Source organism: Aeromonas sp. 600774 (assembly GCF_049175075.1).
GTDB classification, from domain to species: domain Bacteria; phylum Pseudomonadota; class Gammaproteobacteria; order Enterobacterales; family Aeromonadaceae; genus Aeromonas; species Aeromonas veronii_A.
Window position 1 is genome coordinate 376,119 of record NZ_JAAKUJ010000001.1, and the last position, 21,823, is coordinate 397,941.

The 21,823-nt window shown below is 56.9% G+C and carries 16 protein-coding genes; 7 read left to right on the forward strand and 9 right to left on the reverse strand.

The window, feature by feature from the left end; translation table 11 throughout:
* The first annotated feature begins 156 nt into the window (after positions 1-156).
* A complete protein-coding gene (locus G5171_RS01575) occupies positions 157-1,866 on the forward strand; it encodes a glycoside hydrolase family 36 protein (protein WP_421259728.1) in 1,710 nt (569 codons plus the stop codon).
* A gap of 78 nt (positions 1,867-1,944) precedes the next feature.
* Here the strand turns inward: G5171_RS01575 and G5171_RS01580 are convergent, their stop codons facing one another.
* The gene (locus tag G5171_RS01580) at positions 1,945-2,445 is read right to left on the reverse strand and encodes a hypothetical protein (RefSeq protein WP_421250184.1); all 501 of its coding nucleotides are present in this window, start codon (positions 2,443-2,445) and stop codon (positions 1,945-1,947) included.
* 155 nt (positions 2,446-2,600) lie between these two features.
* Positions 2,601-4,028, reverse strand: coding sequence for an exodeoxyribonuclease I (gene sbcB, locus G5171_RS01585; protein ID WP_421250183.1), 1,428 nt, complete (start codon positions 4,026-4,028; stop codon positions 2,601-2,603).
* Between the two features lie 1,218 nt (positions 4,029-5,246).
* Here sbcB and G5171_RS01590 point away from each other — a divergent pair.
* From G5171_RS01590 to rplY, 5 genes are all read left to right on the forward strand, one after another.
* Positions 5,247-6,524, forward strand: a complete 1,278-nt coding sequence (locus tag G5171_RS01590; RefSeq protein ID WP_421250182.1) for an HD-GYP domain-containing protein — start codon at positions 5,247-5,249, stop codon at positions 6,522-6,524.
* Between the two features lie 120 nt (positions 6,525-6,644).
* Positions 6,645-7,067: a CBS domain-containing protein gene (locus G5171_RS01595; RefSeq protein WP_005333273.1), complete on the forward strand. Its 423-nt coding sequence runs from the start codon at positions 6,645-6,647 to the stop codon at positions 7,065-7,067.
* A gap of 238 nt (positions 7,068-7,305) precedes the next feature.
* Complete coding sequence (gene hrpA, locus G5171_RS01600) at positions 7,306-11,205, forward strand: ATP-dependent RNA helicase HrpA (protein ID WP_421259729.1); 3,900 nt, start codon at positions 7,306-7,308, stop codon at positions 11,203-11,205.
* Positions 11,206-11,299: 94 nt separating this feature from the next.
* Positions 11,300-12,178 carry a hypothetical protein gene (locus G5171_RS01605; protein WP_421259730.1) on the forward strand — a complete coding sequence of 293 codons (879 nt, stop codon included), beginning with the start codon at positions 11,300-11,302 and terminating at the stop codon, positions 12,176-12,178.
* Positions 12,179-12,294: 116 nt separating this feature from the next.
* On the forward strand, positions 12,295-12,582 hold the full coding sequence (rplY, locus tag G5171_RS01610; protein WP_005345280.1) for a 50S ribosomal protein L25: 288 nt from the start codon (positions 12,295-12,297) through the stop codon (positions 12,580-12,582).
* A 109-nt stretch (positions 12,583-12,691) separates the two neighbouring features.
* On the opposite strand, the gene G5171_RS01615 is transcribed toward rplY, so the two are convergent.
* Positions 12,692-13,084, reverse strand: coding sequence for a MerR family transcriptional regulator (locus tag G5171_RS01615; RefSeq protein ID WP_421250179.1), 393 nt, complete (start codon positions 13,082-13,084; stop codon positions 12,692-12,694).
* A 122-nt stretch (positions 13,085-13,206) separates the two neighbouring features.
* Here G5171_RS01615 and G5171_RS01620 point away from each other — a divergent pair, with 122 nt between their 5' ends.
* Positions 13,207-14,382 (forward strand): thiolase family protein, encoded by a 1,176-nt coding sequence (locus G5171_RS01620; protein WP_421250178.1) that lies wholly within the window; start codon positions 13,207-13,209, stop codon positions 14,380-14,382.
* Here the strand turns inward: G5171_RS01620 and G5171_RS01625 are convergent.
* The 6 genes from G5171_RS01625 to G5171_RS01650 form a co-directional block, all read right to left on the reverse strand.
* Positions 14,379-15,602, reverse strand: coding sequence for an EAL and HDOD domain-containing protein (locus G5171_RS01625; protein ID WP_005345291.1), 1,224 nt, complete (start codon positions 15,600-15,602; stop codon positions 14,379-14,381). The two genes, G5171_RS01620 and G5171_RS01625, sit on opposite strands and share 4 nt — an antisense overlap.
* Positions 15,603-15,718: 116 nt before the next feature.
* Positions 15,719-16,975, reverse strand: a complete 1,257-nt coding sequence (locus G5171_RS01630; RefSeq protein ID WP_337072196.1) for an OmpP1/FadL family transporter — start codon at positions 16,973-16,975, stop codon at positions 15,719-15,721.
* A gap of 251 nt (positions 16,976-17,226) precedes the next feature.
* Positions 17,227-18,510 carry an outer membrane protein transport protein gene (locus tag G5171_RS01635; RefSeq protein WP_216978735.1) on the reverse strand — a complete coding sequence of 428 codons (1,284 nt, stop codon included), beginning with the start codon at positions 18,508-18,510 and terminating at the stop codon, positions 17,227-17,229.
* A gap of 402 nt (positions 18,511-18,912) precedes the next feature.
* Positions 18,913-19,692: a DUF3379 domain-containing protein gene (locus G5171_RS01640; RefSeq protein WP_182963791.1), complete on the reverse strand. Its 780-nt coding sequence runs from the start codon at positions 19,690-19,692 to the stop codon at positions 18,913-18,915.
* Positions 19,685-20,284 (reverse strand): sigma-70 family RNA polymerase sigma factor, encoded by a 600-nt coding sequence (locus G5171_RS01645; RefSeq protein WP_216978736.1) that lies wholly within the window; start codon positions 20,282-20,284, stop codon positions 19,685-19,687. The genes G5171_RS01640 and G5171_RS01645 overlap by 8 nt, the downstream gene beginning before the upstream one ends.
* A 37-nt stretch (positions 20,285-20,321) precedes the next feature.
* Positions 20,322-21,809: a hypothetical protein gene (locus G5171_RS01650; protein WP_421259806.1), complete on the reverse strand. Its 1,488-nt coding sequence runs from the start codon at positions 21,807-21,809 to the stop codon at positions 20,322-20,324.
* Positions 21,810-21,823: the final 14 nt, after the last annotated feature.

Consider the following 21,823-nt stretch of genomic DNA (forward strand, 5'->3'; position numbering starts at 1 on the left):
ATCGACTGGGAAGAAAAATCGCAGTTTACCAGAGAGGGCGGGTCGCGGCATTAAAACAATAACAACTGAAATCAGTTCGTTTGAAGCTGATTTGTATGCAGATTATCTGTTGAACATCGTCTGATAGAACCCTTTTTCGAACTACAAGGAGTAGTGATGACATCCCTCTTGTCCCGAGTTCGCCAGCTGGCGAACGATAATGCGTTGCCACCCCATCTGCTGCAAACCCGTCAGTGGGAAGGGCCCCTGTGTCGGGTGCGACTCGACAACACCGGTTCTGATGCCACCCCGGTCGAGCGCTGGGTGCTGTTTGACGGCAAGCTTGGCCTGCCGGTGGAGAGCGCCATCTATGGCGAAGGATTCCAGATGCTGGCCCAGACCATGGGTAGCTGGCAATCACCGCAACATGTCGGCCGTTGCCCCGATGCCAGCGTTTATCGCATCACCGATGACAATGTCTATCACACCATTCACAACCTGTTGCTGGTGGAGCATGGCAAGGGGTGGCTGCTGCTCGCCTTTGCCAGCTGCCACCGTTTTGGCGGGGAGTTTCGCCTCTATCCTGATGGTCGCCTGCAGATCCTGATGAACTGCGAAGGGCGAAAACTTGCGGCCGGTGGGCACTGGCAGAGCGAGGCGCTGATCTGCCTCGAAGGGGCGGAGCGCGAGGATCTGCTGGCCGAACTGGCACAGCTGATCGAGGCCGAGCACGGCTCGCTGATCGGTAAGGTAAGTGAGCGCCCGAGCGGCTGGTGCTCCTGGTATCACTACTACGCCGAGGTAAGTGCCGCCGACATTCGCGAAAATCTGCAGGTGCGTGCCGAGCGTTTCCCGCCCCTGCGTTACGTGCAGATCGACGACGGCTATCAGGCTAAAATGGGCGATTGGCTCACTCCATCGGCCAAGTTCGAGCAGGGCGTTGCGGCACTGGCTGCGGAGATCAAACAGGCTGGCTGCGAGCCCGCCCTCTGGGTCGCTCCCTTTATTGCCGAACCCACTTCGCAGGTATTTCAGGATCACCCCGACTGGTTCGTGAAGGGGGATGACGGTCTGCCGTTGCCCTCCGAGCGGGTCACCTATGGTGGTTGGCGCTGCACTCCCTGGTATGTGCTGGATGGTACCCACCCCGAGGTGCAGGCGCACCTTGAGCAGGTGTTCCGCACCCTGCGCGAACAGTGGGGCATCCACTACTTCAAGCTGGATGCCAATTTCTGGGGCGCCATCCACGGTGGTCGTTTCCACGATCCGGCCGCCACCCGGGTTGAAGCCTATCGACGCGGTATGGCGGCCATCCTGCGTGGTGCTGGTGAAGGCGCTTTCCTGCTCGGTTGCAATGCCCCCATCTGGCCAAGCCTTGGGCTGGTGCACGGCATGCGGGTGAGCGATGACGTGGAGCGCAATGGCCACCGCTATCGCCAGATCGCCCGCGAGGCCTTCTGCCGCGCCTGGCAGAACGACAAGCTCTGGGTCCTCGACCCCGACTGCATCTGTCTGCGGGATCTGCCGACCCAGCAGGCGAGCCAGGCTGAATACAGTTTCCATCTGGCAGCGTTGGTGGCAAGCGGCGGCATGATGCTGGCCGGTGATCGGCTGCAAGATCTCGATGAAGAGCAGGCTGCGCAACTGCGCAAGTTGCTGGCGCTCTGCGCCGCCCGGACACCTTCTGCCCGTTTCGAGTCGATGGACTTTGCCTGCGGCGAAGTAAGCCTGCCCGAGGGCGGCACTCTGCTCTGCCTCTTCAACTGGGAGGAGCAACCACAGGAATTTCTGCTGCCGGAAGGGGGAACCGATTTTTGGCAGGGACAGGCAGTCGGCACGGCTGTCACCCTGCAAGGGGGCGAGGGGCGGGTGATCCGCTACACCTGATCACAGCGTCACCATAAGCAATTCAGGCTCCATCACGGAGCCTGAATTGTTTCAATCAGCGGTTATCAGCCACGTTTTTTAGTAACGCCACTCAAAACCGACGGCGTATTTGGCGGAGCCATAGCCCGGGATATCACTGCCGGAGGCGATCGCCTTGAGGGTCAGCAACGGGGTGATGGGCACCCCCAGACCAAAACCGATGGCCAGCTGATCATTGGGGTTCCCCATTAGATCGACCCGCATCACCCGATAGAGGGACATATCCTCGCTCAGGTGCATATAGGCTTGCGAAGCGCGGTTATAGACCTGACCAAACACCTCCAGCTGGAAACCTGACTGGGCGCTAATGGCCAGCGGTACCCCGACAAACTTGTAGAGATGGGAGCCGTTGAAGTAGCTGTTGGTGATCAGGGGAGTGAAATCAGTCTGCTGATAAAGGGAATTGAAGTTCTGTTCTACGATGCGATAGGTCTGCTCGGGCAGGCGAGCAAGATAGTCCGGCACATCGAACCGGTATGCGGCGTTGGCTACCAGCGGCAGCAGGGCCAGTAATCCGAGCAGTGCGTGGTGACGAGGCATCAGCAAATGGCTTCCGTTCTGCCAAAGAGATCTCTTGCTTGGGAGACATCCGCTCAGGATGTTGCAAGATATTGGTTTTTGGGGAAATCCCCTTCGTCATTATGACCTGAAGAAGGGGACGGGCGGGAAGGATTTATTGTGAAACTACTCACAACTCATAAATCTTCCAGATAGTGGTAGAGACTCTTTAGAATTGCAAAGTTCCGTTCGTTACTCTGGTTCTGCTCGGCCAGCGCCTCGAGACGGGGCACATAGTCCGGCAGACGGCGGCTGAAGTAGTCGCTGCAGTGCAGGCGCCAGCGTTTCTGCTCCGCTTCGCTCAAGGTGTGCGGCCAGTTGCGGGCGCGATAGCGGAACAGCATCTCCGGCAGCCGGGAGTCGGTAAAGGCGAACTCCCGCTCACCCAGCAGATCCGCGGGGGTGGCACGCACCAGATCCATGGTGGACTTGTCGCCATGGCCAAAGAATCCGGCGTAGAGCTGGGTATCGGGGTCGCTGTCATTACTGCCGGTGAACTCCTGATTGAACACTTCCACCAGTTTTTCCCGCACCTCGGGGTGGGCGCGCAGCAGATCCAGGCTCTTGCGGCACTGCTCCCGATCGATGCCGAGCTGGTCGGCGCGCTCCGCCGTCAGGGTGGCGGCCGGCGCCAGCACCGGGCACTTGTTGATGTGCACCAGTTTGACCGGAATGCCCGCCAGATCCCCCAGCTCCTCTTTCTTGGTGTAGAGGCGCTCGCGGATCTCCTCGCTCGTGAGCTCTATAAGCGGGGTGGGGTCGCGGGTCAGGTCGACCATGATCACCGCGTTCTGGTTGGTGGGGTGCCAGGCGAGTGGCGAGACCCAGCTTGCACAACCTTGCCAAGGAGAGAACATGCCGGAGACGTGCACCAGCGGCTTCATGGTCACCACGTCAATCAGCGCCTTCACCTTGTTTTTGTTGCGCAGATCAAAGAGATAACCAAACAACTTGGGTTGGGCTTTTTTCACCAGCTTGGCCATCTCGATAGTGGCCAGCACGTCCGAGAGCGCATCGTGGGCATTGGCATGGGCCACGCCGTTGGCGACTGTCAGCTTCTCCAGCCGGAAACTCGGCTTACCCTCCTCGTCAAAGGCCCACTCGATCCCCTCCGGCCGAAGGGCATAGCAGGCCCGCAGCATGTCGAGAATATCCCATCGGGAGTTGCCGTTCTGCCAGCTGTAGGCATAGGGGTCATAGAAGTTGCGATAGAGGGTGTAGCGGGTCACCTCGTCATCGAAGCGGATACTGTTGTAGCCCAGCACACAGGTATTCGGAGTGGCGAATTGCTCGTGGATCTGGCGAATGAAATCCGCCTCGCACAGCCCGTCCTTCATCGCTTTTTGCGGCGTGATGCCGGTGATCAGACACGCCTCCGGATCCGGCAGGTAGTCTGCCGGAGGCTTGCAGTAGATGACCAGCGGCTCGCCAATGATGTTGAAATCCGCATCGGTACGAATACCGGCAAACTGCGACGGCCTGTCCTTGGCGGGGCTGATGCCGAAGGTCTCGTAGTCGTGGAAGTAGAAGGTTGGCTCGTTGCCCGCGTGTGCTGTTTTGCTCATGTTGCTCGAGATGAGGTATCCGATGACGGCGCCTGGCGCCAGGGTGGGCGGTGCCAGGCACCACAATTGCCTGCATGGTAAACCATAGCGCAGACAGAACGAAGGGCGAGCCGTGCAGGTGGCGGTTTATTGGGCAGTTGATCCCGACATCTTGTGCATTTCTGCTCTGTTAACCGAGTCTATAAGACCAGTCTATCTCTCAGGATGTGATGATTTTTTAATGACATCAGTAGTGATCGGTAAAGAGGGCCCCTTCATTGGCGATCCTGTCCAGGTTCGGGGTCTGGCAGCCCACCATCCCCGGTTGTAGGCACTGATGTTTCAGTAGCCGATGTCATCGCTCATGATGGCAAGATATTGGGCTTGGCGGCTGCTGTGGCACTACCAGCGGTGGCCATTATTGGCTCCACATCCTAATCTGATGTGAATTGGTACACAAAATATGCGATGAAAGCAGCGTGCGTTTAACACATTGGAAATATCATCCCGTACAGGCTGTTGGAGGGAATGGAATACCCGGATGGGCACATTTCCCTTTATCGCTGTCGTTATGATCTATAAAGAGTGATATGACCTGAATAGCCCCATTTAACCGCAGCTTGGACATCAGCTTTAAACCGTTTCACTCTATAAATTCCGTTTATCCTTGTCGCCTAATAGCGAATATAACCGCTGGTTATCCGATATTTTTTCTCCAGCCCTTCAGTCGCCGGCTATCGGGGGGGGCTGGAGGGCGCATGGAAGGCTGTATCGAGAAGGCATGAGGTATCTACCGCTATCGATGGCGATAAGGCGAATAAATGGGTGGTGGAGTTCACAGTTCGGCTAATTAATTTAGGGGATGAGGGCTGCTATGTCCGTAGTGGTGTGTCTTTATTCAAATATCTTACTGGCAAGCCGAGCACTCTTTAATTCTGATTAAGTCATAATTAAGTAAAGTGGAGGTGTTGATTTTTTCGCTCAGAGATGAGTTTTAAAACTGCTCACAATCTCATCGCGATATTTAAAAGAGTGTGCTCGCATATTTTTGAAAGGATAAAAATGACTTGAATGGGAGTGGCCAAATAAATCCAGCTGTGACCTTTGTCTTTGCAAGGTGTCAGGGTCATAAATGCCTATAAAAACAAGGTAAAAGGCTGTGCTATTGACTAGATTGATAGAAGGCAAGGCATAAAACAGCATCAGTTTGATACGACAACATCGCGTGGGACAGAGATCATGAATAGAGTGCAGGGAGCCAGATTGTTCTCGTTACCGGTAGATCTCAGACAGGTGGTGTATGCCTTGTCTGCGTCACTGGACTTGGTGGGCATTGGTGATGTGGCCCACGGTAAACGGGTCGGGATTATGGCTGCCGAGTGCAGCCGGGAGCTGGGGATGAGTGAGGCCGAACGCTGTCTGCTGTTCGAGCTGGGTGTGCTGCATGATATCGGTGTCTCCTCGACCATCACCCATCACCATCTGGTCAGCGAGTTCGATTGGGAGTCCTCCCAGCGCCACTGCGAGGTGGGATATCAGCTGCTCAAGGATTTCCGTTTGCTGGCCCCGCTGGCCCTGCCTATCCGTTATCACCATACCCACTGGCACCTGTTGCGCGAGATGGCCGATGTGGACCCCAATGTAGCCCGTCAGGCCAACCTTATCTTTCTGGTGGATCGCTGCGATGCGTTGGCTGCGCCCTACTATGGCGATGGTTCATTGTTGATGCATACCAACGAGATCCGCGCACGCCTGCAGGATTTCCGTGACGAGTTCTTTGCCCCCGAGCTGGTGGATGCCTTCCTCAAGGCGTCTCGCTCTGAGGCATTCTGGCTGCAGCTGGAAGCTCGCTCCATCAATGATTACATGCTGGAGATGCTGCAGGTGCGGGAGCCTTGCCTGACCTTCAACGGGGAGCTAAAAGCGCTGGCGCAGATCTTCTCCGGCATTGTCGACGCCAAAAGCCCATTCACGATGACGCATTCACTCGGTGTGAGCAGGTTGTCTCGGGCACTGGCAGAATTGATGGGAGTCAGTGCCATCCATTGTGACATGCTGGAGATCGCCGGTTTGCTGCATGATCTTGGCAAGCTCAGGGTGCCGGACGAGATCCTCGACAAGCCTGCCAGCCTGACGAAAGAGGAGCGGGCAATCATCAATACTCACAGCTTCGAGACTTACCAGATCTTGCGCCATATCGAAGGGTTTGAAGAGATTGCCTGTTGGGCGGCCTATCACCATGAGGAGCCTGACGGGGAGGGCTATCCGTTCCACCTGCCGGCATCCGCCATGGCGCTCGAAGCGCGTATTCTGCGGGTCGCTGATATTTTTCAGGCAATGGTGCAGGACAGACCTTATCGCCGCGGTCTGCCGGCTCGTGACGCATTGACCTTTATGCAGCAACTTGCGGATCAGGGGCGGGTCGATCCCGCTGTGGTGGCGGTGTTGGCCGATCACCTGCCGCAGATGATGATGGCAGCCATTCCGGATCGCGAGCCGGATCATGCCACCAATTGAGGGAGAGGCTGGCCGCTGACTCATACTGCCGTCAGCCAGCTATGCTTGGAACAAGCCGAGCATGGTGCCGGTACCGGCGCACAAGACGCCAGCTTGATGGACTACCGTAGGGGAGCAGATATGGAATCGCTAAAAGCCAAGGATTATATGCAGAGCAGACCCATCACCTTCACTGCCGACATGATGGTGCAAGCTGCGGTCGAGAAATTTCTGAACAGTCATCAGCTCGGTGGCCCGGTGGTGGATGGCCAGGGCCATCTGATTGGCTGGATCTCCGAGCAGGATTGCATCGCAGTGCTGCTTAAGGAGGCCTATCACTGCGAACAGGTGGCGCAGGTCAAGGATGTGATGCGCAAGGAGGTGTTGTCGGTGGGGCCCGATACCAGCATTTTGAGCCTGGCGGAGATGATGATGGGACAAAAGCCGAAGATCTATCCGGTGGTGGAGGAGGGACGCCTGCTCGGTGTCATCAATCGTCACAATGTCATGCAGGCCATTCACGCCCAGCTCACCACCTGTTTTGTCCATCACACCCACGGTTAACCCTCTTTTCCTCTCTCCCAAGGCAAGTTTCGGCTTGCCTTGGCTATTTCATATGCTGCCATTTATCATGTTATGCCATCTTGCAATGGTTGTTTTGTCATGTTTGAGGATCGGCCAATCTCTCTGTCTTCCCATAGATAACGCTACGTTAAGGCTTGCACCGCCCAGCCTCGCTCTTTAGGATCTCCCCCAGCTATCGATATGGCCCCTCTGGGCACCTATTTAAGGAATTCGTACCTTGTCTCTCTCTATCGAGGCGCTGCGCCGCCGTCTCCCTGCCTGCATGAACCTTGACGCCCGCCGTCTCTCCAGCCGCCTGCATGGGGTCAAGAAGCTGCCTGAAGGCAAACAGGCCGCCGTGCTGGAGACCATCGCCGCTGATTTGGCCGCCGCCGAAGTGCGCTATCAAACCCGTCTGGCCGGAGTGCCCAAGGTCACCTATCCGGACAACCTGCCGGTCAGCCAGAAGCAGGCGGAGATCGCCAAGGCCATTCAAGAGCATCAAGTGGTGATCATTGCAGGCGAAACCGGCTCGGGCAAAACCACCCAGATCCCCAAGATCTGTCTGGCGCTCGGGCGCGGGGTGAAGGGCTTTATCGGCCACACCCAGCCACGCCGTTTGGCAGCCCGCACCGTCGCGGCCCGTATTGCCGAAGAGATGGAGTCCGAACTCGGTCACTACGTGGGCTACAAGGTGCGCTTTACCGATCAGGTGAGTGAGCAGACCCACATCAAGCTGATGACCGACGGTATCCTGCTGGCGGAGATCCAGAACGACCGGATGCTGACCCAGTACGACACCATCATCATCGATGAGGCCCACGAGCGCAGTCTCAATATCGACTTCATTCTGGGCTATCTCAAGCAACTGCTGCCTAAGCGCCCCGATCTCAAGGTGATCATCACCTCGGCCACCATCGACCCGCAACGTTTCTCCCGCCATTTCAACAAGGCGCCGGTGATCGAGGTCTCCGGCCGCACTTATCCGGTGGAGGTGCGCTACCGCCCACTTACCAGTGACAAGAGCGAAGGTCTTGAAGAGCGCGACGAACTGCAGGGGATCTTCGACGCGGTGGAAGAGCTGGCCCGCGAGGGGCTGGGGGACATCCTTATCTTCATGAACGGCGAGCGGGAGATCCGCGATACCGCCGATGCCTTGCGCAAACTCAACCTGCGCGATACCGAGGTGTTGCCGCTCTACGCCCGTCTCTCCAACGCCGAGCAGAACAAGGTGTTCCAGCCCCATGCTGGGCGACGCATCGTGCTCGCCACCAACGTGGCGGAGACCTCGCTGACGGTGCCGGGCATTCGCTACGTCATCGATCCGGGCACCGCCCGCATCAGCCGCTACTCCTGGCGCACCAAGGTGCAGCGCCTGCCCATCGAGCCGGTCTCCCAGGCCAGTGCCAATCAGCGTAAAGGGCGCTGCGGCCGGGTGGCAGACGGTATCTGTATCCGCCTCTACTCGGAGGAGGATTTCAACAGCCGCCCTGCCTTCACTGACCCCGAGATCCTGCGCACCAACCTGGCTTCCGTCATCCTGCAGATGCTGGCGCTCGGCCTTGGCAATATGGAGGCGTTCCCCTTCGTCGAGCCGCCTGAATCCCGCCATATCAAGGATGGCCTGACTCTCTTGAAAGAGCTGGAGGCGGTGCGCGAGCTGCCCGCCACCGGCGATCGCGAAGCCAAGCTGCAGCTGACCGAGACCGGTCGCCAGCTCTCGCGCATCCCTCTTGATCCGCGTCTGGCGAAGATGGTGATCAGCGCGGCGCAGACTGGCTGCCTGAGCGAGGTGATGGTGATCACCGCGGCCCTCAGCATTCAGGATCCCCGCGAGCGGCCCATGGAGAAGAAGCAGGCCGCCGACGAGCAGCACAGACGCTTTGAGGACAAGGATTCCGACTTCCTTGCCTTCGTCAATCTGTGGAATTACCTGAAAGAGCAGCAGGATGCCCTTGGCAGCAATCTGTTCCGCCGCATGTGCCAGAAGGAGTTTCTCTCCTACCTGCGGGTGCGTGAATGGCAGGACATTCACTTCCAACTGCGTCAGACGGTCAAGGAGCTTGGTTTTAAAGCCAACCATGAACCTGCAGATTTCAAGACGGTGCACTGCGCGCTGCTGACCGGCCTCTTGAGCCATATCGGCAACAAGGATCTGGAAAAACCGGAGTTTCTCGGCGCCCGCAACGGCCGTTTCCACCTCTTCCCTGCCTCGGGTCTGTTCAAGAAGCCGCCCAAGTGGGTGATGGCCGCAGAATTGGTGGAAACCTCGCGTCTCTACGCCCGCATCAACGCCAAGATTGAGCCCGAGTGGGTGGAGCCGCTGGCAGGCCACCTCATCAAGATGCACCACAGCGACCCACATTGGTCGAAGAAAAACGGCGCTGTAATGGCCAAGGAGAAGGTGACCCTCTATGGTCTGACCCTGGTCAACGAGCGCACCATCAACTTCAGCCGTATCGATCCGGCGCTGTGCCGCGAGCTATTTATCCGCCGCGCCCTGGTGGAGGGAGATTTCGAGACCCGCCACCGTTTCTTCAGCGATAACCGCAAGCTCCTGGCCGAGGTGGAGGTGCTGGAGCACAAATCCCGTCGGCGCGACATTCTGGTGGATGACGAGGACCTGTTCCGCTTCTACGATGCCCGTTTGCCGCAGGAGGTGATCTCTGCCCGTCACTTCGACAAGTGGTGGAAAGAGGCGCAAAAGCAGGATCCCGAGCTGCTCAACTTCGAAAAAGAGATGCTGATGAAGGGGGATGCGGCCCACATCAGCGATCTCGACTACCCCAACTTCTGGCAGCAGGGGCGCCTCAAGCTCAAGTTGACCTATCAGTTCGAGCCGGGGGAGGCGGCTGATGGCGTGACCCTGCATATTCCGCTGCCGCTCCTGAATCAGGTGGAGGTGAAGGGGTTCGAGTGGCTGATCCCTGGGTTGCGTCACGAGCTGTTGGTAGCCCTCATCAAGTCGATGCCAAAACCGATGCGCAAGAACTTCGTACCGGCCCCCAACTATGCCGATGCGCTGCTAGCCAGCATCAACCCCGAACAGGGGCCGCTACTGGACGAGATGGAGCGTCAGCTGCGCCGCATGACCGGCGTCACCGTACCTCGTGAATCCTGGGACTGGACTGCTGTGCCCGATCACCTGAAACTCACCTTCCGGGTGGTGGACGACAAACACAAGAAGGTGGCGGAAGGCAAAGATCTGGAAGCCTTGAAAGAGTCGCTGCGCGGCAAGGTGCAGGAGACCCTGTCACAAGTGGCGGACGATGACATCGAGCAGTCCGGCCTCACTCTGTGGAGCTTTGGTGAATTGCCTCAGGAGTACAGCCAGAAGCGCGGTGGCTTCGAGGTGAAAGCCTATCCGGCGTTGGTAGACGAGAAGGATTCGGTCGCCATCCAGCTGGTGGAGAGTCCGGTGGTGCAGCAGCAGCTGATGTGGGCGGGCCAGCGCCGGCTGGTGCTGCTCAACGTGCCATCTCCCATCAAGTATCTGCAGGAGAAGCTGCCCAACAAGGCCAAGCTCGGGCTCTATTTCAACCCCTTTGGTAAGGTGGCGGAGCTGATTGATGACTGTATCGCCTGTGGCTGCGACAAGCTGATCGAACAGCATGGCGGGCTGGCTTGGGACGAGGCCGGTTTCGAGGCGCTCAAGGAGTTTGTCCGCGCCGAGCTCAACGATGCGGTAGTGGAGGTGGCCAAGCAGGTGGAAGCCGTGCTGACGCTCTCCCATGAGATCAAGAAGCGGCTCAAGGGGAAGATGCAGCTCGACACCGCTTTTGCCATGTCGGATATCCAGCAGCAGCTCGGCAACCTTATCCACAAAGGCTTTGTCACCGAGACCGGCTGGCAGCGGTTGCCTGATTTGCTGCGCTATTTGCGGGCCATCGAACGGCGCCTCGAGAAGCTTGCCATCGATCCCAACCGGGATCGGGTCTACATGCTCAAGGTGCACAGCGTGGAGTCGGAGTACAAGGCGCTGCTGGCCAAGATCCCCAAATCCCAGCTTATTCCCACCGAGGTGGCCAATATTCGCTGGATGATCGAGGAGCTGCGGGTGTCGTTTTTTGCCCAGAATCTGGGGACCCCCTATCCGGTCTCCGATAAACGGGTGCTGAACGCCATTGCTCAGTGCTAAGCTGCTATCTGTCTGTTTTAACTGCGTGATATAGAGTGTGGGAAGGGGTTGCCAAGGTGGCGGGCCCTTTTAAACGGAAGTCAGGGAGGCAAGGATGCTGGGGATCTGGTTGAGCGTGGCGCAGGTGGTGATCAGCGGTTATCAGCCCATCGCGGAACAAACCTGGGTGCAGTTGAACCCGGAATATTACCCCCTGACACGCACGCCGCCCGCCATGTTTGTTGCGTGGCGTGGCAACCAGTTCCCGCCACTGGCCCTGAAGCAGAAGCATGGTCGCTGGCAGATCCTCTTTCCCGCCCGGCTGGTCCCCCCTTTCGATTTGTTCGAGGGGGAGGCGCAGCTTTCTAAAACCTATTTGGCAAGGCTGCGACGCATCGATGAGATGGCTTACGGGGTCGTACCTGGTCAGGTGGGTGCAATCGTGCAGCAGGGGAGTGGTTTCCCTGGTTATGGCGCGCAATCCATCGCGCCCTTTATCGCCGAGTTCCGCACACCCCAAAACACGTTCGGTGGTGTCGATATTTCCACCGATACCGACGAGAGCGAACCTCTGCTGGCTCAATTAGGCGTGACGTTTCGCACTGCGGGGATGAGTGGTGCACAAGGATATGAGGGCGTAGCGAGCGCCGATATGGCGCTCGCCAGCCACACGGCTAGCTTATCCGCAGGCAGTGATGCCATGCTCACCCTCTCTGATCCGGCAGCAGGCGACCCACAAACCGTGTGTCATCAGGTCGCGGCAGGGGAGACCCTGTGGCGCATTGCCAACCAGCTATCCAGTGCCCGGGGGGCTGATACCTACAGCTATTTGTTGGCGCTGGTGGCGGAGAATCAGCAACGGCTTGGCAAAAGCATTCGGGTCAGAACGGGGGATGGCCTTTACTGTCCGCGCGCCGAGACCCTGGCGAAGTTTGATGCCCTGAGCCCGGCCCAGCGTCAGCAGCAATTTGCCCGACTGGAGCAGGGACGCTAAATGCAGAATCGGTACCTTGTATCCGCATTTGGCCCGTGGTAGTATTCGCGCTCGTTTTGCGAGGTGCCGACCGGTCGCAGTCTGCACCATACATTCCTTTAAAAGAGATACATACTATGTCTTTCGTATTCCAAGCTGAAGTCCGTTCTGACCTGGGGAAAGGTGCGAGCCGCCGCCTGCGTCAAGCTGACCAAGTTCCTGCCATCGTTTATGGTGCAGGTAAAGAAGCCCAGTCCATCACCGTTGACCACAAGAAATTCATCCTGGCCCAAGAAAAGCCGGAATTCTACGAGTCTGTACTGACCCTGGTTATCAACGGCGAAGAAGTTAACGTAAAAGTGAAAGCTATCCAGCGTCACCCTGTACGTTACAAGCTGGTTCACCTGGACTTCGTTCGCGTTTAATCACGAACTGTCAGGTAGCAGAAAAGCCACTCTCAGGAGTGGCTTTTTGCTATAAGGAATCTTGTGAGCGGACTGAAAGAACAATCAGGTCAGCCACAGCCACAACCGGTTATCCCAGCTGGCTAAGCGCTTGTTGGCAGCGCTGCTCGGCGGCATCCAGCTCCAGCTGCACCATCCTGATATCCTCCATCTGTTGCTGCAGCGTCTTCCGTTTCTCGGTGACCAGCCCGAGCATGGTTTGCAGCTGGGTACGGCTGCTCTTATCTGCATCATAGAGATCAAACAGTTCTCTAATTTCGGCCAAGCTGAAACCTAGTCGCTTGCCGCGCAGGGTAAGCTTGAGGCGAACCCGATCCTGCTTGCTGTAGATGCGGGTCTGCCCTTCCCTGGCTGGATTGAGTAATCCCTGATCCTCATAGAAGCGGATGCTGCGCGTCGTAATATCAAATTCCCGAGCCAGCTCACTGATGCTGAAGCGCCGTCCTTCATCCTTGTTGTTCATACAGACTTCTTGGTGAACTAAATCCTGTCTGCACCTTACCTAAACGTAAACTGCACTGCAACTCTTGTTCCATCGCGTCAGAACCCCTATGTTATGGCCATGTAACAAACAGAGGTAGGCAAATGGATATTGCAATTGTGGCGGCAAAACGGACTCCGATGGGGGCGTTTCAGGGGGCATTGGCAGAGGTGACTGCGCCTGAGTTGGGAGCCTGTGCCATTGAGGCTGCACTACAGCAAAGTGGGCTTCGTAAGGAGCTTGTTAATGAAGTGTTTATGGGCAATGTGCTGGCGGCGGGCGTGGGGCAGGCGCCCGCCAGGCAGGCATTGTTGAAAGCAGGGCTGCCACATGGAGTGCCCGCTACCACGATCAACAAGGTGTGCGGCTCTGGCATGAAAGCAGTGATGATGGCGGCTGATACCATCCGTCTTGGCGACAACAGAGTGGTGGTGGCGGGAGGGATGGAGAGCATGAGTCGTGCTCCCTATCTACTGGATAATGCGCGCAGTGGCTTTCGGATGGGGCATCAACAGGTGCTGGATCACCTCTTCCTCGATGGTTTGCAAGATGCCTATGATGGCCAGTTGATGGGGATACATGCCCAGCGCAGTGCCGATCAGGCCGGTTTGACTCGCCGTGCTATGGATGAGTTCGCCCTGGCATCGCTGCAGCGTGCGCGCAACGCACAGCAATCAGGTGCGTTTGTGTCCGAATTGACAAGTGTCTATCGCGGTGATCGTCTGTTGCTGGCCGAGGACGAACAACCGGGCAAGGGCAGACCGGAGAAGATCCCGACCCTGAAGCCAGCGTTTGGCAAGGAGGGCACCATCACGGCGGCTAATTCGAGCTCCATCTCGGACGGCGCGGCGGCGCTGATATTGATGGATGGTGCCACGGCTAAAGCCTGGCAGGTACCAGTGCTGGCACGGATTGTCGCTTATCAGAGCCACGCGGCATTGCCCGCAGAATTTACCTCCGCGCCCATTGGCGCCATTTCACGGCTGCTGGCGCGTTTGGCATGGTCGGTGGAAGAGGTCGATCTGTTCGAGATCAACGAGGCTTTTGCCATGGTCACCATGCTGGCCATGAACGGGGTCGGTATTCCTCATCACAAGGTCAATGTGCATGGGGGGGCTTGTGCCCTCGGTCATCCCCTGGGGGCGAGTGGCGCGCGCATTCTGGTGACGCTCATTGCCGCGCTGCAGCAACGGGGTTTACGGCGGGGAGTGGCCGCCCTCTGTATCGGTGGTGGTGAGGCGACCGCTATCGCTGTCGAGGTGAATGACGAGACGAATTAATTGGTGGCTTCCATCGCCAGCAGCTGTTCGTTGACCCAGGTGGTGGCGGCCAGATAGAGGTGACTCACCTTATCCTCGTTGAGCCCTAACTTTGCGGTTCTGGCCGTGACTCTTGACCAGTTGGCATTTTCGTAATCTTCACAAAACGCGAGGTAGAAACCGAGATTGCCTTTGCGTTCCAGTAGCGCCAGCCGAATATCGTCGATAAGGGGAATAGTGCCGAGCAGCTTGTCCATCGGCTGCTCCATCAGCACGTCCAGCAGGGAAAAGAGGCCGGTAATAAATGCCTGTTGTGCCTGCTGGCTCGGGGCATGGGCATGAGCCAGCAGCTCACAGAAGCGGGCACGGATCATCGACATCTGGTAAAGCTCGGCGCTCTTGCCTTTGCCAGCGCTGGTCGCCGCCACCAGCGAGACAAAGCGCTTTAGCTGGGTGTTGCCCAGATAGATGGCAGCCTGGCGAAATGACGAAATAGGGTTGGTGTGACCTTTGAGATGGTTAACGTAGCGCAGCAGCTTGAGTGATAAAGAGATATCCTGACCGAGTAGTTGCTCAATCTTGTTGATATCAGGCTCTGCCTCGTTGACCACGTTGAGCAACTGCATCACTACGACCTGAGCCGGCTCCATGGTAGCTTGCTTGACCATCTCGGGTCGACTGAAGAAAAAGCCTTGGAACAGCTGGATCCCCAGCTGTTTGACCCGTTCGAACTCAGCCTTGTCCTCTACTTTTTCCGCCAGATAGGTGAGCCCCAGCGTTTGATGACGTTGGATAAACACCTTGATCTGCAGCAGGGGGGTAGCGCGAAGATCAAACTTAATGATGTGAATAAAGGGGAGGAAGCGCTCCCAATCCGGCGACATGGTGAAGTCATCGAGGGCCAGCTGATAACCCAGCTTGTGCAGCTGTTTCACCTTTTCCAGCAGGGCATCATCCGGTGGAGAATCTTCCAGGATCTCAATCACCACTTTTTCGGGCGGCAGGCACTCTGCCAATCCCTCCAGCAGCAGTGAGTGGGGAAAATTGATAAAGCAGGGGCGGCCCCCCAACAGCTGATCGATATTTTGTTGCAGAAACTGTTCAACCACCAGGCGTGACGTCGCCTGCTGGGAGGAGATACTCGGGAAGACATTATTCAGACTATCGCGAAAGAGCAGCTCATAGGCATGGGTATTGAGATCTCTGTCGAGGATCGGCTGTCTTGCTACGTAGGAATACATGCCTTGCTCCAGTAAAGGTACTGGGTTGATTTTATGGTGTTGCGGAACACTATGCCAGTTTTGACCCTGTTCGGTAAGGCAATAATTGGCATAGCGTTTTTCTGCAGGGAAGGAATTTAGAAGAGATAACTCAATTGGGCGCCAGCCAGCCAGGCATCTCCCTCGGATGTCCCCTGGAAGGTGGAAATACTCTGCGGGTTGCCAGGTTGCAAAGCCATTTTTTCAGTAACATCAACCTTCTTGCCATCGATCAGGGTCAGCCCCAGATCCATGGTCAGGTTGGGGGTGAATTGATAACCCATCCCCAGGCTGTACCAAATTCGGTCTGCATCCGGAATGGAGATGGTACGGCGATCTGCTGGTACAGGGCTCGCATCGTAAGCTACTCCTGATCGCAGTTGCCACTGTGGAGTGAGTTGATAGGTCATCCCGATCGCATAGCGCCAGCTATCTTCCCAGTGTTCATCCTTGATATGCATGTTGGGCAGTGTATCCAGATCTGCTTCCAGCTGGACAAATTTGCTCCAGTTGGTCCAGTTCAGGCTGCCATGAATAGCCAGTTTTTCAGTCAGCTGATGAAATGCTGCAAGCTCTGCCGTTGCCGGTAGCGGAAGATCCAGAGAACCTGTGTCTCTGAGTTCTTTGCCGCTGGGCAGGCCAATGATGGCGTCACCCGAGAGTGTCAAGTTGACATCGTGGCGGTATGAGAGGCCAATCCGGGTCTGTTTGGATAGTTCCAGCAACGCGCCGACATTCCAGCCCCATGCCCAGCCATCTCCTTGCAGATGCTTTGCTATCAGGTTGCGCGAGGGGAAGGTGCCGCCGACTTCGCCCTCACCCTGAATAGCTGAAATACCGGCTCCTACCGACAACATCTCATTGATGCGGTAGGCAAGTGAGGTACCCAGATCCATGGTCTTGATATCGGAAACATTACCAAAGTGCCCGGCGCTGTAGTTATCTGGCATCTTGATGCCAAGGCCGTAGTAAGAGGTGGCCGATAAGCCGAGGCGCCACTGTTCATTGAGCGGGATGATCAAATAGGCGTTGGGTACCCAGGCTGCGGCCGCGATATCGTGCGCACTCGCATCCGAGGTGACGATACCAGCTTGGGTCGGCAAGCGGGTGTTACCTTCAATATTGACGTCAGGACTGACATAGATGACACCGCCAGACAGCGCCATTTGATCGAAGCGGGTCATGGCTGCTGCATTGCGGGAGAGCACACTGGCGTTATCCGCGATGGCTGCCTCACCGGCAAAGGCGCGTCCAAGGCCTGTGGCGGATTGTTCAGCCAGCTGGAACCCGGCGGCATGAGTCTGACCCGCGATCACCAGCAGGGCGATGGCGGACGGTTTGATGATGGGATGCATGGCAAAATCCTTGCTGTTACCCGAAGGTTCAATCGGTCATATGAATGGAGACAGGATTTTATATGGTATGACCAGTAAGGCAACGGCAATGGCATCTATCTGGAGAAAACAAGATTAAATGCTGGGATGATGTGCTCTAATAGATTGATTGAAAAGGAAAAATAAACACATGTGTGCTACATGTGTGCGCTGAAATGGGTTTTCGGATAAAAAAAGAGCGCCTGTCGGCGCTCTTTTAGAGTGAGCTGTAATCAGAACTTCATGTTGAACTGGGCTGAGGCGAGGAAGGCGTTGCCGTGGGAAGAACCTTTCCAACGCAGAGCGTCTGAGTGGTTACGCAGACCCTCGTTGACATCAACCTCTTTACCATCCAGATAGGCCATGCCGAAATCAACACTCATATCGGTGTTGATATGGTAGGTGGCGCCAGCGCTATACCAGACACGGTCGGAGTCCGGGATACTCAGGCTACGATATTCCGGTTCGATAGGACTGTTATCATATGCAAAACCAATACGTGCTTCCCAAGCCGGGTTGATATACCAGGTACCACCGATAGAGTAACGAGTAGAGTCTTTAAACTTTTCGTCCTTTTGCAGACATACGCCGCCAGCGCATTGGTTACTGGTTGCTTTCAGCTCCTGGAATGCGCTCCAGTCAGTCCAGTTCACGGAGTAGTGTACGGCGAATTGCTGATTCAAACGGTGATAACCGGCAAACTCTGCTTGAGCAGGCAGATCCAGTTTCAGATTGCCATCAACAACGCGGTTCCCTGAAGTGAGTCCCTGGAAGTCACCATCAAAGCTCATATCGACTTGTGAGCGATAAGTCAACGCAAAGCGATTGTTTTCATTGACTTCGTACAGAGTACCTACGTTCCAGCCAAAACCCCAGGTGTCGCCTTTCAGGTGAGCCAGACGAGTATCTGTTGCCAGCGGACCGCCTTGACTCGGCGGGTTCAACGGACCCAGCAGACCGGCATAGCGGTTCAGTTCGGCTGCACCGTAAACAGCATTAATACCTGCACCGACGCTGAAGTGTTCATTGATGCGATAGGCGATGTTCGGGTTGATATTGAGAGTCATCAGCTCAGTATCACCAGCACCTGCACCAGCAGGGAAGGTTTTGGAGTACTCGGTAGACAGCCCGTAGTTGGAGAAGAGCCCGATACCCCAGGCCCACTGGTCATTCAGCGGCTGGATAAAGTAAGCAGCAGGAACGAAGGCTGCCGGAGCAATGCCTGATTCGCTGGCGGGAATTGGCCCAAAGGGAGTACCAACGCTGCCATTAACATCTACGTCCGGTTTGATGTAGGTACCGGAGACGGAAACTGCCATCTTGTCAAAGGTGGTCATGGCGGCAGGGTTACGGGACAATACGGAGGCGTTGTCGGCGATAGCCGCTTCGCCGGCATAGGCGCGACCCAGACCGGAGGCCGAGTGCTCGTTCAACTGGAATGCCGCGGCATGGACTTGACCGGTGGCCAGCGCGATGGTGGCGGCAATCAGGCTCTTCTTGAAAATAGTTGTCGTCATGGTGTTCTCTCTTGTAGGCAGATTTTTTTGCCGATATTGGCTGCACGTTCAATGCAAACCTCGACAAAATCCGTTTTTATTTCAGCTTCTTCCCAATCAATTCTGGCGTGATTCTATGGATCTGGTAGGAGGTAAGAAATCAGACCAGTGACAGCAGAATACATAAAAGTGATCGATGTGTTAATCATTTGTTTTAACTTGCTGTTTAATTCATCATTTTCAGGGTCTAAAGGCGGAATATTGACCTGGATTGCTGATCTCCGTCACAAAAATAATTTTGTCAATTTTTCGAAATCTTGAGGCAAATGAGTGACAAAGGGGAGTAATCAGGGAGGGAACAGGCAGCGGCTCGTGACCGCCGCCTGCTATTGAGGATGGATCTGAGGTTGTTAACCAGCGATGTTAAATGTCCCACTGCAGACGTGACTGCAGGGCGTTGGCAACGGGGGCAAGTGGCTCTTTCATTTCGCCAATCAGTACCATATTGGCGCCTTTGAGCTGGACTATCTCCCCTTTGAGGGTGCCATCTTCAAAGGTGGCCTGTTGCAGGGTTAATGGAACATGTTTGGGCACTAAAAAGAGAGTGACTGGCCCCATCTTTCCCTGGATCACCATGTGCAAGGCTGGTCCCTGATAAAACGAGCAGTGATTGACATAGGTCACCTTGAGCCCATCCATCCCGCTTAAGGTGGCGCCATACTTCTCCATCTTGGCATTTATGTTATGCAGATTGACCTGCTCATCGACACCTTCAATAAAGGGTTCTTCGCCATAGACATGAGCCATCGCCACCTGTGCGAGGGAGAGGGCCGCAGGAGCCGTTTCTGGCAGCGTGATCCAGCGGGTGCTCATTCCCAGCAGGAAGGCGACCGATGCAGCCAGGGCGATCTGGCGCCAGGATGTTGATGTCCGGAGCTTGACTGGTGCCGTGCCAAGGGGGCGGGATGGCGTCATATCATCTTGCCTGTCACTGTCTTGCAGCATGGCTTGCCTGAGCAGGATCCGCTCGGCCAGTCCGGCGGGAACCTCTACCTGCATGGCGCGCTTGAGGCTTCTGTCGAACTGCTTCATCTCGTCGAGGTAGTTCCGATTGGCCTGGCTTGCTTCAGCGGTTTTGAGAAAGTCCGGTTGTTGATCGTTGGGCTGGATCATGGCGTTGCGGCGAAATTCGAGTTCATCCATGTCCGTGTCCTCTTGCTTGGTTCTTCTGCTCCATCGCCTCCTTGAGCTGGTTGCGGGCGCGAAACAGTCGGGTCATGACGGTGTTCTTGTTGAGGCCGAGCATCTCGGCAATCTCCTCACCACTGAATCCTCCCACGACTTGCAGCAGCAGTGGCTCCTGATACTCCTCCGGCAACCGGGCGATGTGACGGTGCAACCACTCGTTCTCCATCTCCTGTTCACTGTGCAGCGTATCGTGCTGGGGTTGAGGGTGATCGTCGAGAGCCACCAGTTCCAGCTGTTTGCGTTCAAAGCGGCGGGCGTTCTCCCGTCTGAGGATGGTGATCAGCCACCCCTTGGCCGCCTTGTCATCCTGCAGTGTGTCGATAGCCTTCCAGGCACGCAGGAAGGTCTCTTGCACCAGATCTTCCGCTACGTTGGGATCCCGGGTCAGCCAGTAGGCATACCGGTATAGATCGCCGTGCAGCGCATGAACCAGTGCTTCAAATTTGGTTTGTTTGTCAGCCATGGGATCAGAGACCGGCGAAGTGGCCGGATCATTTCCACCAATATGCTGCTGAGCACGTTTTTTTCTAAAAAACAGCAGTGCCATAGGGCAATCCTTGTCAGGGGGCGTGGCGGCGGGAGCGCTAACTCCCGTGCGCCAGCAGGTAAATCAGGTGCGCAATACCGGCGGTTTCATCAGCCCTGAGGGTACGCGCCAGAGCGCGCCACTCGATGGGAGGGGCAGAAGAGGGCCGTGCAAAACAGGCTCGCTCGAGTGCGGCGAGCGCGTTGCCTACCCGATTATGCCCAGCGTCAGGCAACTGGCCTAATTGATAATAGGGGACCTGCCAGCGTAAGGTCGCCCACAGGATCAGTGCCTTGCGACTGGCATCCGGCTGGTGTCGGGCAAGGGCACGTTGCAGTTGATAGAAGGCTCGCCAGCGGGGGCTGCGGCGCCATAGCGCACGCAGTGTTATGGCCAGCACGACCCACCAAAGGCTCTCTCGCAGTGCCACCTGCGATGTCTGCTCATCAGGTTGCCGATTTGCTGTTGCCTGAAACGTCAGCGTGATGGCGGGCAGGCTGGCCTGCTCAATCCGGCCGCTTTGGGTATTAAACCAGGGCAGATCAATGGGGGGCAGCTGATAGTCACCGCTCTGCTCCGCGACCAGAGTCTGGCGCCACTGTCGCTCAAACAGCAGCTTGCCATCGCGGTAACGCTCCTGCTGTTGCTCGCCATCGGGATGTGCCTGTATGCCGCTTGGCAGTTGATGGGCCATCAGGGGGGCAAGCTGTATCTGACCGCTGTCACCATTCTCCATGGTCAGGCTGAGGATCCGGATCAGCGGTTCACCCACTTCCCCCGTGGTGGCCGGTTCAAGACGCTGGCTCAGGGTCAGCCGGGTGGCCACCGGCGTGGCGGGGGCTTTGTCGACCCTCACCTCTAGCGGTGCCGCACGGGCCGAGAGTCGTTGCGCTTTTCCCCCTTGCTGCGTGAGCTGCCCCTGCAAGCGGGGTGAGTCGAGGTACCAGAGTCCCGGCGCTTTTGCCTGAATAAGCCAGCTGCGGGTGAGCCGGCCGGGTAGACCTGCCTGAGCGGGGGCGATCCACTCGTCGCTACCGAGGCGACGGATGGTGAAGTGGGCAGAGCTGAGCTCGCTCAGGGCCGGGTTTTGCATACTGGTGGGCAGCCAAAGAGTCAGGCGGTAGATCACCGGCTGGCCGGGATAGAGCGGGCCCTGATGATCAAGGCTGGCCTGCATCTCGGGGGGCGAGGGGGCTGCGGGTTGCGGCAGCGCCGCTGTTTTCACCTCTCTCAATGGCAGGGTGAGCGAGGGGGTGAACTCATTTCCCAGCTTGAGCGGGGCAATCATCACCTTTGTATTCGCGGGTGAGTCGCTCTGGTGCAGCGGGATCTGCCAGCGAGTCAGTTGTTGTACCGGGGTGGTGACCCGGCTCATGGTCACTCTGCCCACTGCAAATTGGCGCAGTAGGGGGGAGATCTCCAGCTCGTTGCTCTGGCGCTCGCCATCCGCTTCGATGATCAGCAGCCAATCGCTGGGGTCAGCCCCTGGCAGCAGCTCTGCCCGGGGGGGCAGGGCCCAACCAAGTGGACTCGCCAGTGCGAGCAACAGTCCCCATCCTG